General features: G+C 37.1%; 13 protein-coding genes and 1 rRNA gene. 4 read left to right on the top strand and 10 right to left on the bottom strand.

The window, feature by feature from the left end:
• Both A9G07_RS11145 and murI read right to left on the bottom strand, forming a co-directional pair.
• Positions 1-1,447 (bottom strand): 16S ribosomal RNA (locus A9G07_RS11145); the annotation flags it as partial.
• Positions 1,448-1,830: 383 nt separating this feature from the next.
• On the bottom strand, positions 1,831-2,658 hold the full coding sequence (gene murI, locus A9G07_RS11150; protein WP_065735191.1) for a glutamate racemase: 828 nt from the start codon (positions 2,656-2,658) through the stop codon (positions 1,831-1,833).
• 205 nt (positions 2,659-2,863) lie between these two features.
• On the opposite strand from murI, the gene metK reads away from it, so the two are divergent.
• The 4 genes from metK to A9G07_RS11170 are packed head-to-tail and all read left to right on the top strand — an operon-like array spanning position 2,864 to position 5,970.
• Entirely contained in the window at positions 2,864-4,015 is a 1,152-nt protein-coding gene (gene metK / locus A9G07_RS11155; RefSeq protein WP_065735192.1) for a methionine adenosyltransferase, read from the top strand.
• On the top strand, positions 3,999-4,502 hold the full coding sequence (locus tag A9G07_RS11160; RefSeq protein WP_065735193.1) for a SprT family zinc-dependent metalloprotease: 504 nt from the start codon (positions 3,999-4,001) through the stop codon (positions 4,500-4,502). Before metK ends, A9G07_RS11160 begins: the two co-directional genes overlap by 17 nt.
• Positions 4,503-4,516: 14 nt before the next feature.
• On the top strand, positions 4,517-5,134 hold the full coding sequence (locus A9G07_RS11165; RefSeq protein ID WP_065735194.1) for a hypothetical protein: 618 nt from the start codon (positions 4,517-4,519) through the stop codon (positions 5,132-5,134).
• On the top strand, positions 5,128-5,970 hold the full coding sequence (locus A9G07_RS11170) for a 23S rRNA (adenine(2030)-N(6))-methyltransferase RlmJ (RefSeq protein WP_065735195.1): 843 nt from the start codon (positions 5,128-5,130) through the stop codon (positions 5,968-5,970). The genes A9G07_RS11165 and A9G07_RS11170 overlap by 7 nt, the downstream gene beginning before the upstream one ends.
• Before the next feature lie 69 nt (positions 5,971-6,039).
• Here the strand turns inward: A9G07_RS11170 and A9G07_RS11175 are convergent, their stop codons facing one another.
• The 8 genes from A9G07_RS11175 to fabD all read right to left on the bottom strand — a co-directional run bounded on the left by A9G07_RS11175 (position 6,040) and on the right by fabD (position 16,048).
• Positions 6,040-6,411, bottom strand: coding sequence for a diacylglycerol kinase (locus A9G07_RS11175; protein WP_081299430.1), 372 nt, complete (start codon positions 6,409-6,411; stop codon positions 6,040-6,042).
• A gap of 18 nt (positions 6,412-6,429) precedes the next feature.
• Complete coding sequence (accA, locus tag A9G07_RS11180; RefSeq protein WP_065561842.1) at positions 6,430-7,389, bottom strand: acetyl-CoA carboxylase carboxyl transferase subunit alpha; 960 nt, start codon at positions 7,387-7,389, stop codon at positions 6,430-6,432.
• Positions 7,390-7,608: 219 nt separating this feature from the next.
• Entirely contained in the window at positions 7,609-11,088 is a 3,480-nt protein-coding gene (gene dnaE / locus A9G07_RS11185) for a DNA polymerase III subunit alpha (RefSeq protein ID WP_065735196.1), read from the bottom strand.
• A 166-nt stretch (positions 11,089-11,254) separates the two neighbouring features.
• Positions 11,255-12,346: a glycerol dehydrogenase gene (locus A9G07_RS11190; protein ID WP_065735197.1), complete on the bottom strand. Its 1,092-nt coding sequence runs from the start codon at positions 12,344-12,346 to the stop codon at positions 11,255-11,257.
• Positions 12,347-12,577: 231 nt separating this feature from the next.
• The gene (gene fabF / locus A9G07_RS11195) at positions 12,578-13,822 is read right to left on the bottom strand and encodes a beta-ketoacyl-ACP synthase II (RefSeq protein ID WP_065561839.1); all 1,245 of its coding nucleotides are present in this window, start codon (positions 13,820-13,822) and stop codon (positions 12,578-12,580) included.
• A gap of 153 nt (positions 13,823-13,975) precedes the next feature.
• A complete protein-coding gene (acpP, locus tag A9G07_RS11200) occupies positions 13,976-14,209 on the bottom strand; it encodes an acyl carrier protein (RefSeq protein ID WP_025316503.1) in 234 nt (77 codons plus the stop codon).
• Positions 14,210-14,359: 150 nt separating this feature from the next.
• The gene (fabG, locus tag A9G07_RS11205; RefSeq protein ID WP_065561837.1) at positions 14,360-15,094 is read right to left on the bottom strand and encodes a 3-oxoacyl-ACP reductase FabG; all 735 of its coding nucleotides are present in this window, start codon (positions 15,092-15,094) and stop codon (positions 14,360-14,362) included.
• Positions 15,095-15,112: 18 nt separating this feature from the next.
• Positions 15,113-16,048, bottom strand: coding sequence for an ACP S-malonyltransferase (gene fabD / locus A9G07_RS11210; protein WP_065735198.1), 936 nt, complete (start codon positions 16,046-16,048; stop codon positions 15,113-15,115).
• Positions 16,049-16,077: the final 29 nt, after the last annotated feature.

Below are 16,077 nucleotides of genomic sequence, written 5' to 3' on the forward strand. Positions count from 1 at the left end.
AAGGTTAAGCTATCTACTTCTGGTGCAACCCACTCCCATGGTGTGACGGGCGGTGTGTACAAGGCCCGGGAACGTATTCACCGTGACATTCTGATTCACGATTACTAGCGATTCCGACTTCATGGAGTCGAGTTGCAGACTCCAATCCGGACTTAGACGTACTTTATGAGGTCCGCTTGCTCTCGCGAGGTCGCCTCCCTTTGTATACGCCATTGTAGCACGTGTGTAGCCCTGGTCGTAAGGGCCATGATGACTTGACGTCGTCCCCACCTTCCTCCGCTTTATCAACGGCAGTCTCCTTTGAGTTCCCGACCGAATCGCTGGCAACAAAGGATAAGGGTTGCGCTCGTTGCGGGACTTAACCCAACATTTCACAACACGAGCTGACGACAGCCATGCAGCACCTGTCTCACAGTTCCCGAAGGCACTCTCGCATCTCTGCAAGATTCTGTGGATGTCAAGACCAGGTAAGGTTCTTCGCGTTGCATCGAATTAAACCACATGCTCCACCGCTTGTGCGGGCCCCCGTCAATTCATTTGAGTTTTAACCTTGCGGCCGTACTCCCCAGGCGGTCGATTTATCGCGTTAGCTTCGGAGCCCATCACTCAGGGCAACAAACTCCAAATCGACATCGTTTACAGCGTGGACTACCAGGGTATCTAATCCTGTTTGCTCCCCACGCTTTCGCATCTCAGCGTCAGTATCTGTCCAGAAGGCCGCCTTCGCCACCGGTATTCCTCCACATCTCTACGCATTTCACCGCTACACGTGGAATTCTACCTTCCTCTACAATACTCTAGTTAACCAGTTTTAAGTGCAATTCCTAGGTTGAGCCCAGGGCTTTCACACCTAACTTAATTATCCGCCTACATGCCCTTTACGCCCAGTCATTCCGATTAACGCTCGCACCCTCCGTATTACCGCGGCTGCTGGCACGGAGTTAGCCGGTGCTTCTTCTGTAATTAACGTCAATTGATGCACCTATTAGATACATCACCTTCCTCATTACCGAAAGTACTTTACAACCCGAAGGCCTTCTTCATACACGCGGCATGGCTGCATCAGGGTTTCCCCCATTGTGCAATATTCCCCACTGCTGCCTCCCGTAGGAGTCTGGACCGTGTCTCAGTTCCAGTGTGGCTGGTCATCCTCTCAGACCAGCTAGAGATCGTCGCCTTGGTAAGCCTTTACCTCACCAACTAGCTAATCCCATATGGGTTCATCAAATGGCGCATGGCCCGAAGGTCCCATGCTTTGGTTTCTCAACATTATGCGGTATTAGCAGTCGTTTCCAACTGTTGTCCCCCTCCATTCGGCAGATCCCCATACTTTACTCACCCGTCCGCCACTCGTCATCAAGTGCAAGCACTCATGTTACCGTTCGACTTGCATGTGTTAAGCCTGCCGCCAGCGTTCAATCTGAGCCATGATCAAACTCTTCAATTTAAAGTTTGATGCTCAATAACTGTCTCTGACATAATTCAAATGAATCTTCAGTGTCACTTATCAAGACTTAATTTTTTGAGTCCGTAGACTTTTAATTTTTTGTCTCGCAAGTGCCCACACAGATTGTCTGTTTCTTCTTTTTAAAGAGCTGACAGCTTTAAGTTAACTTCACAATTCCTTGCTTCAGTTTGCTGTCTCAAGGGCTGCGTATACTACGCTACACCTTTTTATTCGTCAAGATCTTTTTTTAAAAAATTTGATCTTGTTCACCAACTTCATTATCGCCTGCTTTCGCTGACGCCGTGTCAGTGGATGCGCATTATAGGCACTTCTTTTTTTTTGGCAAGTGAAAAACAGCAATTTATTAATCGTTCGAATAAGCTTTAATCATCTAATAAACTAATTCTCTGATATTTATCAAGATTATATTTAGATAATTTTTCCATCAATTTTTCAACTTGTTGGTTACATAATGTGCTTAAGACAATATTGTCTGTTGAAGATTGTGCTGTAACACTCTTTAGATCAAATCGCTCATTAAGTAATGAATAAACTCTAGAAGCGATCGCATATCCCGAATCAATAAAAGTCGTATTAGGGAAAAGTAGTTTAAGTTCATCTTTAATAAATGGATAATGAGTACAACCAAGCACAATTGTATCAGGAATGACTGGTAGATTGAGCCATGGCTGCATTAGCATCTCAAGTTGCTGCATATCAACAGCAATGCCTTGTAATTTATTCTCTGCTATATAAGCTAATTCAGATAAGCCAAGTAATTTAACATTACAATCAGGAGCAAACTCTTTAATTAAATTACTTGTATATGCTCTTTGAATTGTAGCTTTCGTCGCTAATAACCCAATACATTTATTTTTAGTAATTATGCTTGCAGGTTTAATTGCAGGTACAACACCGACAATAGGAAAAGAAAACTTTGAGCGTAAACTAGGTAAACAAATAGTACTTGCGGTATTACATGCAATGACGGCTAAATCAATTGAATATGATTCTATAATTGTATCTATTATATGACTTACTCGTTTAATTAAAAATTCAGAGGATTTGTCACCATAAGGAAACATCTCATTATCAAAGGCATAGATATACCGTAAATAGGGTATTTTATTGTAAATTTCATTATAAATAGATAACCCACCGATACCCGAATCAAAAACTAATACTGTTGGAGTTTTTTTTACAATATTCATATGCAGTTAACGAAGGTTAAAAAATTAATCGAGCCATATCCTAAATTGATTAAAATTTTATGCAAGCAATTTTGTTTAAGGTAGTACTGGCTTTTTACAGAATAAATCATTAAAATAGACGTCTAGATGGTAAAACTGCCAAACATAAGTATTTCATACGATTATATTTAGAGCATTGCTCTAAATAAGTTAAAGAAGGTAACACATGTCAGAATTTTTATTTACTTCAGAATCTGTATCAGAAGGTCATCCTGATAAAATAGCCGATCAAATATCTGATGCAGTTTTAGATGCTATCTTAGAGCAAGATCCTAAAGCTCGAGTGGCTTGTGAAACTTACGTAAAGACTGGTATGGCATTAGTTGGCGGAGAAATTACAACTTCTGCTTGGGTAGATATTGAAGAATTAACTAGAAAAACGATTAATGATATTGGTTATACCAGCTCAGAAATGGGGTTTGATGCTAATTCTTGTGCTGTTCTAAATGCTATTGGTAAACAATCACCAGATATTAATCAAGGTGTTGATAGGCAGAATCCATTGGAACAAGGTGCTGGTGACCAAGGTATCATGTTTGGTTATGCTACAAACGAAATGCCTAATTTAATGCCTGCTGCAATTAGTTATGCCCATGACCTTATGCAACGCCAAGCTGAAGTGAGAAAAAATGGCACCCTCCCTTGGTTAAGACCTGATGCAAAAAGCCAAGTTACTTTAATTTATCAAAACGGAAAAATCCAAGGTGTTGATACTGTGGTTTTATCAACCCAGCATTCAGAAGGTATTGAACAAAAAGCTCTACATGAAGCCGTCATGGAAGAAATCATTAAACCAACGTTACCGGCGGAATGGCTAACTTCTAGAACGAAATATTTTATCAATCCTACAGGACGTTTTGTAATTGGTGGACCTATGGGAGATTGTGGTTTAACCGGCCGAAAAATTATTGTTGATACCTATGGCGGTGCAGCACGTCATGGTGGTGGTGCGTTTTCTGGAAAAGATCCTTCAAAAGTAGACCGTTCCGCTGCCTACGCTGCAAGATATGTTGCTAAAAATATTGTTGCAGCGGGACTTGCTGATAAATGCGAGCTACAAGTTTCTTATGCAATTGGTGTTGCTAACCCAACATCGATTTATGTCAATACTTTCGGTACAGAAAAAATTGAGCATAATAAAATTATATCTTTAATTAAAGAATTTTTTGATTTAAGACCTTACGGATTAATTCAAATGCTAGATCTCATCCAACCAATCTATCAAAAAACTGCAACTTACGGCCATTTTGGTCGAGATATATTCCCTTGGGAAAAAACAGATAAAGCAACCATTCTTAGAGATGCAGCAGGATTATAAACGAATTCCAATTTATCTCCATAATCAAGTATTGGCTTGTTTAAGAACTCACTTAACTCAAGCCAATAATATATTAAATACTAATTATAAAGAACCCAAAGTCAGTTATAAACCTAAAGGTAGTGTTGCTGGATGCGCTTTTTTAACTCGCTGGGAAATTCAACTCAATAGCATAATGCTTAATGAGAATGGAGAAAAATTTATTAATGAAGTTGTTCCTCATGAATTAGCACATCTCATTACCTTTCAAAAATTTGGAAAGGTAAAACCACATGGACAAGAATGGCAATATATCATGTCTGAAATAATGAAAAAGGAACCTAAAGTTACTCATAATTTTAATATTAAACGTAACGAATATGTCTATATTTGTAATTGCCAAGAACATTATTTATCACCAATACGACATAACAAAATTCGAAAGAATAAAACTAGTTATCAATGCCGTAAATGCGGTACTATACTAAAACTTAAAATATCTATTTAATTTTGAAGTAAAACATGCCTAATTTTGATACACATTTTTACAAAAGTTCCACAATTATTGTGATTTTAAGCTTTTGTTTATATATAGCAGGTAACTTTTTCATTCCATTGTATGGAAAATTGACAGTTAGCTTGGTCGAACATTTACAGTCTCTTTTCTTATTATTTATGTGCTGTTACACATATTTATATGCTAAAAAGGTCAAGAATCATGTAAATCTTTACAAATTTTGGGTTTGGACAATTTTCTGGTGGTTTATGCTTTTTGGCAGAGGAATCAGCTGGGGGCGTGACTTTTTCCCTGAGGTACCCCGTTTCTACTATAAAATAATTGCTGGTATCTTAATTGGAATACCTTTTTTAACAATATTTTTACCGACAATCCGCCAAGAGATAGTTCGCCGTTATAAATTTGAAAGAATTCCTGTCTGGCACATCTTTTTTGCTTTCCTCTTTCTAGGAATTGCTGATATTGCTGAACATCATCGTATTGGTCATCAATTTTTAGTCCTAAACAACGAAAGAAAAGATCTTATTGAAGAGTTAATGGAAATACCTTGTCTTTTAAGTCTTGCATTAATAACTATTTATATGCAAAAAAATGAACAAGAGAGGTTAAACAAGCCATGTTAAGCTATCGTCATAGCTATCACGCTGGAAATCATGCAGATGTGTTAAAACACATTGTATTGACGTTATGTATTAATGCATTGAAAGAAAAAGAAAAGCCTTTTTTATATTTAGATACACATTCTGGCGCTGGTCGCTATTTACTACAAAGTGAACATGCTGAAAAGACTGGAGAGTTTTTATCAGGAATCAATTTAATTTGGCAACAATCTGATACGCCAGAACTACTTAACACCTATTTATCTGTTCTGAAGCGTTATAATCCTTTCGATAATTTAAAATATTATCTAGGCTCACCTTTAATTGCTAAGCAATTACTAAGAGAGCAAGACAAACTTAATCTTACTGAACTTCACCCAACTGACTATTCCTTATTAAGACAAGAATTTAGTAAAGATAAGCGAGCTAAAGTATTTAAAGAAGATGGATTTGCACAACTCAAATCAAAATTACCCCCTGAATCACGACGTGGTATTATTTTGATAGATCCATCATATGAGATAAAAGATGATTATCAAAAAATCCCAAAAGCATTAATTGAAGCATATAAACGTTTTGCAACCGGGGTTTATTTAATTTGGTATCCAGTTGTCTCTAGAACTCAAACACAAAAGATGATTGAGCAAATTATTAATTCAGGTATTAAAAGAATTTCACAATTCGAATTGGCAGTAAAACCCGATAATAATCAGAAGGGAATGACAGCTTCAGGTATGATTGTGATTAATCCACCTTGGAAGTTAAATGAGCAAATGCAAACAATTATGCCTTGGTTAAAAAACATTCTTGATACAGAGAAAACAGGAAATTATCTTATCAAAGAACTTGTTAGTGAATAATTTAAGCTATTTTTAAGTTAAAAATGCGAGATTTTCTCGCATTTTTTATTAAAACTTCAAAAATCTCTATTAAGGGAAGAAATGGCAAGCAAAGAGATAAATCCATAATATTAAAGTCAAAAGTAATGAAAGAAAAACAGCCGCGGAGCCATAATCCTTTGCTCGACCAGATAATTCATGTCGCTCACTTCCAATTCTATCAACCACACATTCAATGGCACTATTAATGAGTTCAACTATCATCACAAAGCCTATTGAACCAACTAATAAAATTCGCTCATAAATAGAAAAATCAATAAGCATTACAATAACATAAGCAAGAATTAACAAAATTAATTCTTGTCGGAACGCTGCTTCATTTATGATAGCTGATTTAAATCCCTTTAATGAGTACTTCGTCGCATTGATAATACGTTGTAGTCCTGTTGCTTTTTTCACAATAACTTCCCAAATTTAAAATTATCTTACATAGCCATAATTCATCAGACGCTGGAACCTTCTTTCAAGAAGCACAGGCAACTCCAAACTACCTAATTCATCAAGATCAGATAATAATTGCTTTTTAAGTGAGGCTGCAACAGCACTATAATCTCGATGAGCACCACCTAAAGGTTCAGGGATAACTGCATCAATAAGTTTTAGTTTTATCAATTTATCTGCAGTCATATTCATTGCTTCAGCCGCCACTGGTGCTTTATCTGCGCTCTTCCAAAGAATAGACGCACAACCTTCAGGAGAAATAACAGAATAAGTACTATATTGGAGCATATTAACTTTATCGGCCACACCTATTGCAAGTGCTCCACCAGAACCACCTTCACCAATAACAGTACAAATTGTTGGTACATTTAAACGAGACATTTCACGTAAATTACGAGCAATCGCTTCAGCTTGCCCCCTTTCCTCTGCGCCAATACCAGGATAAGCACCTGGTGTATCAATAAAGGTAATGATAGGTAATTTAAATCGCTCAGCCATTTGCATTAATCTCAATGCTTTACGATAACCTTCAGGAGCAGGCATACCGAAATTACGATAAATTTTTTGTTTAGTTTCACGACCTTTTTGGTGACCAATAACCATAACAGGTCGGTCATCAATACGAGCTATTCCACCAACAATTGCTTTGTCATCTGCGTAAGCTCTGTCACCGGCCAGCTCATCAAAGTCGGTAAAAATTTCATTAATATAGTCCAATGTATAAGGGCGATTAGGATGTCGGGCTAATTGAGCTACATCCCAAGGTGATAAATTTGAAAATATCTTCTTAGTCAACTCACGACTTTTTTGATTCAACTGTTTAATTTCTTTATCTAAATTGATATCCAATTCAACTTGCTGCGAATCAATATTCTTTAAGGAATTAATTTTTGCTTCTAATTCCGCTATCGGCTTTTCAAATTCCAAAAAATTATTCATAACGCTTATGATTGCCTCTTGTATTAATTGTATTTAGTTAAAATACATTACTAAATTTAGTATACTGACTATTTATTAAAATAAAATTAAGTCAATTTTACTATGTAATAATCATTGAAGTCACCAATATTTATTATTAATGAACATCAACATTCCAAATGGCACAGCTAGCTTTTAATAGGTTAACTGCAACCATTAAATAAAAAATCTGTTTTTTAATTAATCAAATTCAAAGTCCACTCGCTCATTTCCTAATAAAGTTTTCAACTCTATTATTAGCGCATCTTCAGGCACAATCCGCCAAGTTGTACCAAATTGAAGACGTACCACAGAATCTTCTCTATGATAATAGAGATTAATCGGGACGCTACCATGCCGATAAGGTTCTATAACTTGTTGTAATCGCTGTAAAATTGGACGGTTAACTTCAGCGTCAGATAAGGTTAAAGATAATCCTTTAACATACTTAGCCCTAGCATCTTTTAAGTCGACAATATCGCGAACCGACATCTTAAATCCGCCATTAAAATCATCATGACTAACTTGACCTGAAACGATTAAAATTTTATCTTTCACTAACAAATGACCAAACTTTTCCAATGCGTCAGAAAAAAGCAAGCCATCAATTCGTCCAGATCTATCGTCTAAAGTAAATAATCCAATCTTATTACCTTTTTTAGTTATTCGAACTCTGGCATCAACAACAATACCGGCAAATGTTGCCATTTTCCCCCATCCAGTTGGAGCCGCTTCACTTATTCTAACTCCACCAGAATATCGATTAAGTTCTTTTAAATATTGCGTAACTGGATGGCCGGTTAAATATAAACCTAAGGCTTCTCGTTCACCTTCAAGTAATACTTGTTCCGGTAATTCAGGAACAGCAGCATAAGCATTTTCAACTTGTTCTGGCTCCTCAGCTAATACACCAAACATATCTTCTTGCCCAATGGTTTGAGCTCTAGCATACTGATCTGCTGCTTGCATGGCGTCATTGATACTATGCAAAATAGCCGCTCTATGAGGACCTAATTTATCAAAAGCCCCAGCCATAGTTAATTTCTCTAACACGCGCCGATTGATTTTCTTCATATCTGTTCGAGCACAAAGCTCAAAGATATTTTTAAAATAACCACCACTATTACGTGCTTCGACAATAGCCTCAATTGGGCCCTCACCAACGCCTTTTATTGCACCAATACCATATACAATTTCGCCTTTATCATTTACATGGAAATGATAAAGGCCACTGTTAATATCTGGAGGATTTACTTGCAGCCCCATTCTTAAACACTCATCAACAAGACCCACAATTTTATCTGTATTATCCATATCAGCAGTCATTACGGCTGCCATAAATTCGGCTGGGTAATGCGTTTTCAACCATAATGTTTGATATGAAACGAGTGCATAAGCAGCTGAGTGAGATTTATTAAAACCATATCCGGCAAACTTCTCAACCAAATCAAAGATATGCATGGAAAGTTCACCATCAACACCTTGTTTCTCAGCTCCTTCTTTGAAGACCGAACGCTGTTTAGCCATCTCTTCTGGTTTTTTCTTACCCATTGCTCTTCGAAGCAAATCGGCGCCACCAAGTGTATAACCAGATAGCGTCTGAGCAATCTGCATAACTTGTTCTTGATATAGGATGATACCATAGGTCGGCTCTAAAATTGGTTTAAGTGATTCATGCTGATGATTTATATCAGGATATGATACTTCCTCCCGACCATGTTTACGGTCAATAAAATTATCTACCATGCCTGATTGCAACGGACCCGGTCGAAATAGCGCAACTAAAGCGATCATATCTTCAAAACAGTCAGGTTTTAATCGTCTGATCAAGTCTTTCATTCCGCGCGATTCCAGTTGGAATACAGCTGTTGTCTCAGCTTTTAATAATAATTGGAACGATTCTTCATCATCAAGTGGTATGCGAGTAATATCAACTGGTGGTTTTCCATCTTTTAATCGGCGCTCATTAATCATTTTAATAGCCCAATCAATAATGGTTAAGGTCCGTAACCCTAAAAAGTCAAATTTGACAAGCCCTGCGTATTCAACGTCATTTTTATCAAATTGTGTTACTGGGTGATGACCTTCGGGATCGCAATAAATAGGAGAAAAATCAGTAATCTTTGTCGGAGATATTACTACACCACCGGCATGTTTACCTGCATTTCGAGTTACCCCTTCTAATTGTCTGGCGATATCAATGAGAGACTTAACTTCTTCGTTGTTATCATAAAGCTCTTGAAGTTGAGGCTCAACTTCAAATGCTTTAGCTAATGTCATACCCGGATCAAGTGGAATTAATTTTGAAATACGATCAACAAATCCATAAGGATGACCAAGAACTCGTCCTACATCGCGAATAACTGCTTTAGCAGCCATTGTACCAAATGTAATAATTTGAGATACTGCATCGCGACCATACATATCAGCAACGTGATCAATAACCATATCACGCTTTTCCATACAAAAATCAACATCGAAATCCGGCATTGAAACCCGTTCTGGATTTAGAAAACGTTCAAAAAGGAGGTCAAATGCTAATGGATCTAAATCAGTTATCTTTAGAGCATAAGCAACTAAAGAACCGGCTCCTGAACCACGTCCTGGCCCAACAGGAATATCATTATCTTTTGACCATTGAATAAACTCCATGACGATCAAAAAGTACCCAGGAAAGCCCATTTGGTTTATTACGTTCAATTCAGTTTCTAACCGCTCATCATACTCAGGACGTCGCTGTTTTCGAACTTCTGGATCAGGAAAAAGAAACTCAAGCCGCTCTTCTAAACCTTCACGTGATTTATGCACCAAAAAATCTTCGGTTGACATATCACCCGTAGGAAACTGTGGTAAAAAATATTCGCCGAGTCGAATAGTCACATTACATCGTTTAGCTATTTCAACACTATTTTCCAATGCCTCTGGAATATCGGAAAACAATTTGCACATTTCTTGTTCCGATCGTAAGTATTGCTCGGATGAATAGTTTTTCGGCCTACTTGGATCTTCAAGTGTATTACCATCGTGGATAGCTACTCGAATTTCATGCGCTTCAAAATCAGAAGATGATAAGAAGCGCACATCATTAGTCGCCACAACCGGTAAGGAATATTGTTCAGCGAGTTTAATTGCGCTATGAATAAATAACTCTTCATTGGCGCGATTTGTACGAACTAATTCAAAATAGAAATGTTGATTAAAATTTTCTAAATAGTAAGTGATCGCCTCATCAATAATCGCTTGATTATCGCGAATAACACCAATACCAATATCACTTTCACGACCAGCTAATATGATTAAACCTTCTCGATGGATTGTTAGCCATTCTTGATCAACAACAGGCATATCACCAATATAGCCTCGTTGATAAGCTTTTGAAATTAATAAGGTAAGATTTTGATAGCCTGTATTATTAGCGGCTAATATTGTTAATCGATAAATATCATCACTTAGTTGTGAACTTTTAATTGCTAAGTCAGCACCAATAATGGGTTTAATGCCTTTTCCCATGGCTGATCCATAGAACTTAACTAGTCCACAGAGATTGGTAAAATCAGTAATTGCAAAAGCAGGCATTTGCAATTTACTTACTTCATTGACTAAAGCACCTACTTTAGCGATACCATCAACCATTGAAAAATCGCTATGCAAATGAAGATGAATAAACTTAGGTTCGGTCATATTTACCAAAAGTAATTACACAAAAAATTAGCCACAATTATAGCACAAACCAGACGAATATTCTTATTGCTTTATTTATCAAAATAATCGACTAATAAAACAATAAATAAAACTTCCGTTATAAAGAACGGAAGTTAATCAAATTAGTCTTAAAAATTATAAAAAGTTATTTGCGCCGTAAACCTTCAGCATTAGCTGCTTTTATCGCAGCAAATACTGTTTCTGGAGAAATTTCTGCAGGAGAATTATGAATTGATTCACCTTCAGCACAAGCTAAAATTGCCACTTGCATCAAATCATCATCGCTAACATTAGCTAATCCAATTTCTGCTAGCGTAGTTGGCAATCCAACTGACTCACAAAAATGATAAACAGTCTCGATCATTTCAGGATCGCTATCGATTAGCATTAACATAGCAAGCGTACCAAATGCTACTTTTTCACCATGCCAATAATTATGCGTTGCTTCTAATGCTGTAAATCCATTATGAATGGCATGGGCAGCTGAAAGCCCACCACTTTCAAACCCCAATCCTGAAAGAAGTGTATTAGCTTCAATTACATGTTCTAGGGCTGGAGTTACGACTTTTTGTTCACAAGAATTTTTAGCCTGAACACCATAGTTAAGTAATATTTCAAAACAAAATTTTGCTAACGCAAATGCAGTCATTGGACCTGGTCGTCCAGTCATATTCCCAGCTTTTGATTGCCTACAATCTTCGGCCTCAAACCATGTTGCTAAAGCATCTCCCATACCAGCAACTAAAAATCTTACAGGAGCATTAGCGATAACTTTTGAATCAACTAATACTACATCAGGATTTCTGGGTAACACAAAATATCTTTTAAATTCACCAGTTGGCGTATAAATTACTGATAAAGCACTACAAGGCGCATCTGTAGAGGCAAGCGTAGGAACCACAACACAAGGGTAGTTAATAGTTGCGGCAACCGCTTTCGCTGTATCAATAACCTTCCCCCCACCTATACCCACAATCACATCAATATTTTGAGATTTAGCTAACTCAATTATCCTTGCAATCTCTTCATCGCTACATTCTCGATTAAAAATATCGACGATACTTTCAATATTACCTGATAGTGATTTTTCGATAGTTTTAGATAAGTTTTTATGTGCAGATGGACTTTCAAGTAATAATGCTTTTTTTCCAAGCCTTGCTAACTCTTGGCCTAGGCTATTTTCAATTGCATTAAAACCTTGAATGTAACGATTTGGAAAAAGTGCAGTAGTAATCATAATAACAGCTCCTAAAAAATAAAAAATCCTGCATAGATAAATCTTATTATTTTAAGAAATATTTCTATCTATATTATTAGATTAAAACATACGCTTTTATTATTAATATACTACTAAATATTTTAAAAAATGAGGTGTATGCCACATTTTTTATTGTGAAATGTATTATTGAAAAATGAAAAAAGGAAATAGTTACTTCCCATCACCAAATCGTGATGGGAAAAATGGAGATTAAATCTTCTTGAATAAGACTGAACCGTTAGTACCACCAAAGCCAAATGAATTACAAAGAGCATATTCTAAGTTTTTCACTTGACGAGCTGTGTGTGGAACATAATCAAGATCACATCCCTCATCAGGATTATCTAAATTAATTGTTGGAGGAACAGCCTGATCGCGTAATGCAAGTACAGTAAAAATAGACTCAACCGCACCAGCTGCACCTAATAAGTGCCCAATCATTGATTTAGTTGAACTTACCATTACTTTGTTGGCATTTTCTTTAAAAATGCTTTTAACTGCTTGAGTCTCAGCTTTGTCACCAGCAGGAGTTGATGTACCATGAGCATTAATATAACCAATATGTTCAGGTGTTATTCCTGCATCACGAATCGCACATTTCATAGCTAATGCCGCTCCGCTTCCATCCGCTGGAGGTGAAGTCATATGATAAGCATCACCACTCATACCAAAACCAACTACTTCAGCATAAATCTTAGCACCACGCTTTTTAGCATGTTCATATTCTTCTAGGAACATGATACCTGCACCGTCACCAAGCACAAAACCATCACGATCTTTATCCCATGGTCGACTTGCAGCTTTTGGGTTGTCATTATTCGTTGACAAGGCACGAGCAGCCCCGAAACCACCGATACCAAGAGGAGTACTCGCTTTTTCACCACCACCGGCTAACATCGCATCGGCATCACCATATGCAATCATACGCGCTGCATGACCAATATTATGTACGCCAGAAGAACAAGCGGTAGCAATAGTAATACTTGGACCTTTTAATCCGTAAATAATTGATAAGTGACCAGCAATCATATTTACTATAGTCGATGGTACAAAGAAAGGACTAATTTTACGTGGTCCACCATTAACTAATGCACTATGATTTTCTTCAATTAATCCTAGTCCACCAATACCTGAACCGATAGCACAACCGATTCGCTCTGCATTTTCTTCCGTAATTTCAATACCCGCATCTTGCATTGCTTGCATACCTGCTGCAATACCGTATTGGATGAAATAATCCATTTTACGAGCATCTTTACGTGAAATATTATAATCTTCGCCATCAAAGTTTTTAACCATCGCTGCGAAGCGCGTTGCAAAAGGGGCTGTATCAAAGTGTTCTATAAGTTCTACACCACTTTGACCTGCTAATAAAGCTTGCCAAGTAGAATCAACTGTATTACCTACTGGAGATATCATGCCCATTCCAGTAACAACAACTCTGCGTTTAGACACATTGTCCTCCAGAAAAGGATTGAAATGAAATTTGAATCATTGAAAATTTTTTATGAGTTTTCAAAATTAAATTGGAATCCACTCTATAAAAATAGAGATATAAATACAAACTAGGCGATCATTTGACCGCCTATTATGAAAACTCTGCTAACCTTATTGATTTGCAGTAATATAATCAATTGCTGATTGTACAGTTGTAATTTTTTCAGCTTCTTCATCAGGAATTTCAGTATCAAATTCTTCTTCTAAAGCCATAACTAATTCAACTGTATCAAGAGAGTCAGCGCCAAGATCTTCAACGAAAGAAGATTCATTTTTAACTTCATCCTCTTTAACACCAAGTTGCTCAACAATAATTTTCTTAACTCGCTCTTCAATAGTGCTCATACTCTTTTTTTTCCTATAAATATCGCCGAAAGTGGCGGTGAATGTAAGTTTATAAAATGTTGAAAAAGATGCCAATCATTTTTCAACCCAATTGCTTATTTTTTGTTCAAAACGTGAAATTATTGACTCATTTTACACTATTCTGATCAATTACACCATATACATGCCGCCATTGACATGTAAAGTTTCACCCGTAATATAAGATGCCTCATCAGAAGCAAGAAACGCGACTGCATTAGCAATTTCAGCGGGTTCACCCAAACGCCCTGCTGGCACTTGTGCTAATGTTAACGCCTTTTGTTCATCAGTCAATGCTTCTGTCATATCAGTTGCAATGAACCCTGGTGCTACCACATTAACCGTAATACCTCGAGATGCAACTTCACGAGCTAATGATTTACTAAACCCAATCAATCCAGCTTTTGCAGCCGCATAGTTAGCTTGACCTGCATTACCCATAGTACCAACAACAGATCCTATAGTAATAATTCTACCATAACGTTTTTTCATCATAGTACGCATTAATGCTTTTGATAAGCGGAATACAGACGTTAAATTAGTATCTAAAATATCTTGCCACTCATCTTCTTTCATTCTCATTAATAAATTATCACGAGTGATACCTGCATTATTAACGAGAATATCAATATCACCAAATTCCGTTTTAATTGTATTAATAACTGATTCAATAGATCCTTCATCGGTCACATTTAGTGCTAAACCTTTACCTTTAGTGCCTAAATATTCACTTATGGCTTGAGCACCTTTTTCGGTTGTTGCAGTTCCAATAACGGTTGCGCCACAAGCAACTAATTTTTCTGCAATTGCCTTCCCGATCCCACGGCTTGCGCCAGTAACTAAAGCAATCTTTCCTGATAGGTTCATAACTACCCCTTTTACCTTCTATTTAGTATTTTCTATCGCAACATCTAATGATGCTTTATCATTAACAGCATAAGCCGATAATGAATCAACGATTCGTTTAGTTAAACCAGTTAAAACTTTGCCTGGTCCGATTTCAACTAACATTGTTACACCTTGTTTTGCCATATCCTCTACTGTTTCAGTCCAACGAACAGGGCTATATAGCTGAGCGATTAATGCTGTTTTGATTTTGTCTGCTGATGTTTCAACTTTAACATCAACATTATTAATTACTGCAAATTTAGGAGCATTGAATGTGATATTATTTAATGCTACCGCTAATTTATCAGCGGCTGGTTTCATCAAAGCACAATGTGAAGGCACGCTAACTGCCAGTGGTAATGCTCGTTTAGCACCAGCCTCTTTACACAGAGCACCTGCTCGTTCAACCGCTTCTTTATTACCCGCAATAACAACTTGACCCGGTGAATTAAAATTAACTGGTGCAACGACTTGGCCTTGAGCCGCTTCGTCACAAGCTTTACGGATCGAATCGTTATCTAAACCAATGATAGCAAACATTGCCCCTGTACCACTTGGTACAGCTTCTTGCATTAGTTTTCCACGTAGCTCAACTAATTTAATTGCATCTTTAAAATCAATTACGCCAGCACATACCAATGCTGAGTATTCGCCTAAACTATGGCCTGCCATAAATTCTGGTTGAGCGCCATTAATACTTTGCCAAACACGGTAAATAGCAACAGATGAAGCAAGTAATGCTGGTTGAGTTTGCCAAGTTTTATTTAATTCCTCAGCAGGACCATCTTGCACTAAAGCCCATAAATCATAACCTAACACTTGTGAAGCTTCATCAAAAGTTGACTTCACAATTGGATAGTTTTCAGCAAGATCTTTTAACATACCTACAGCTTGTGAGCCTTGTCCTGGAAATACCATTGCAAATTTGGTCATTTTGAAATCCTTGATTACTTAAAATAAGT

Source organism: Gilliamella sp. wkB72 (assembly GCF_001693745.1).
GTDB lineage: Bacteria > Pseudomonadota > Gammaproteobacteria > Enterobacterales > Orbaceae > Gilliamella > Gilliamella apicola_E.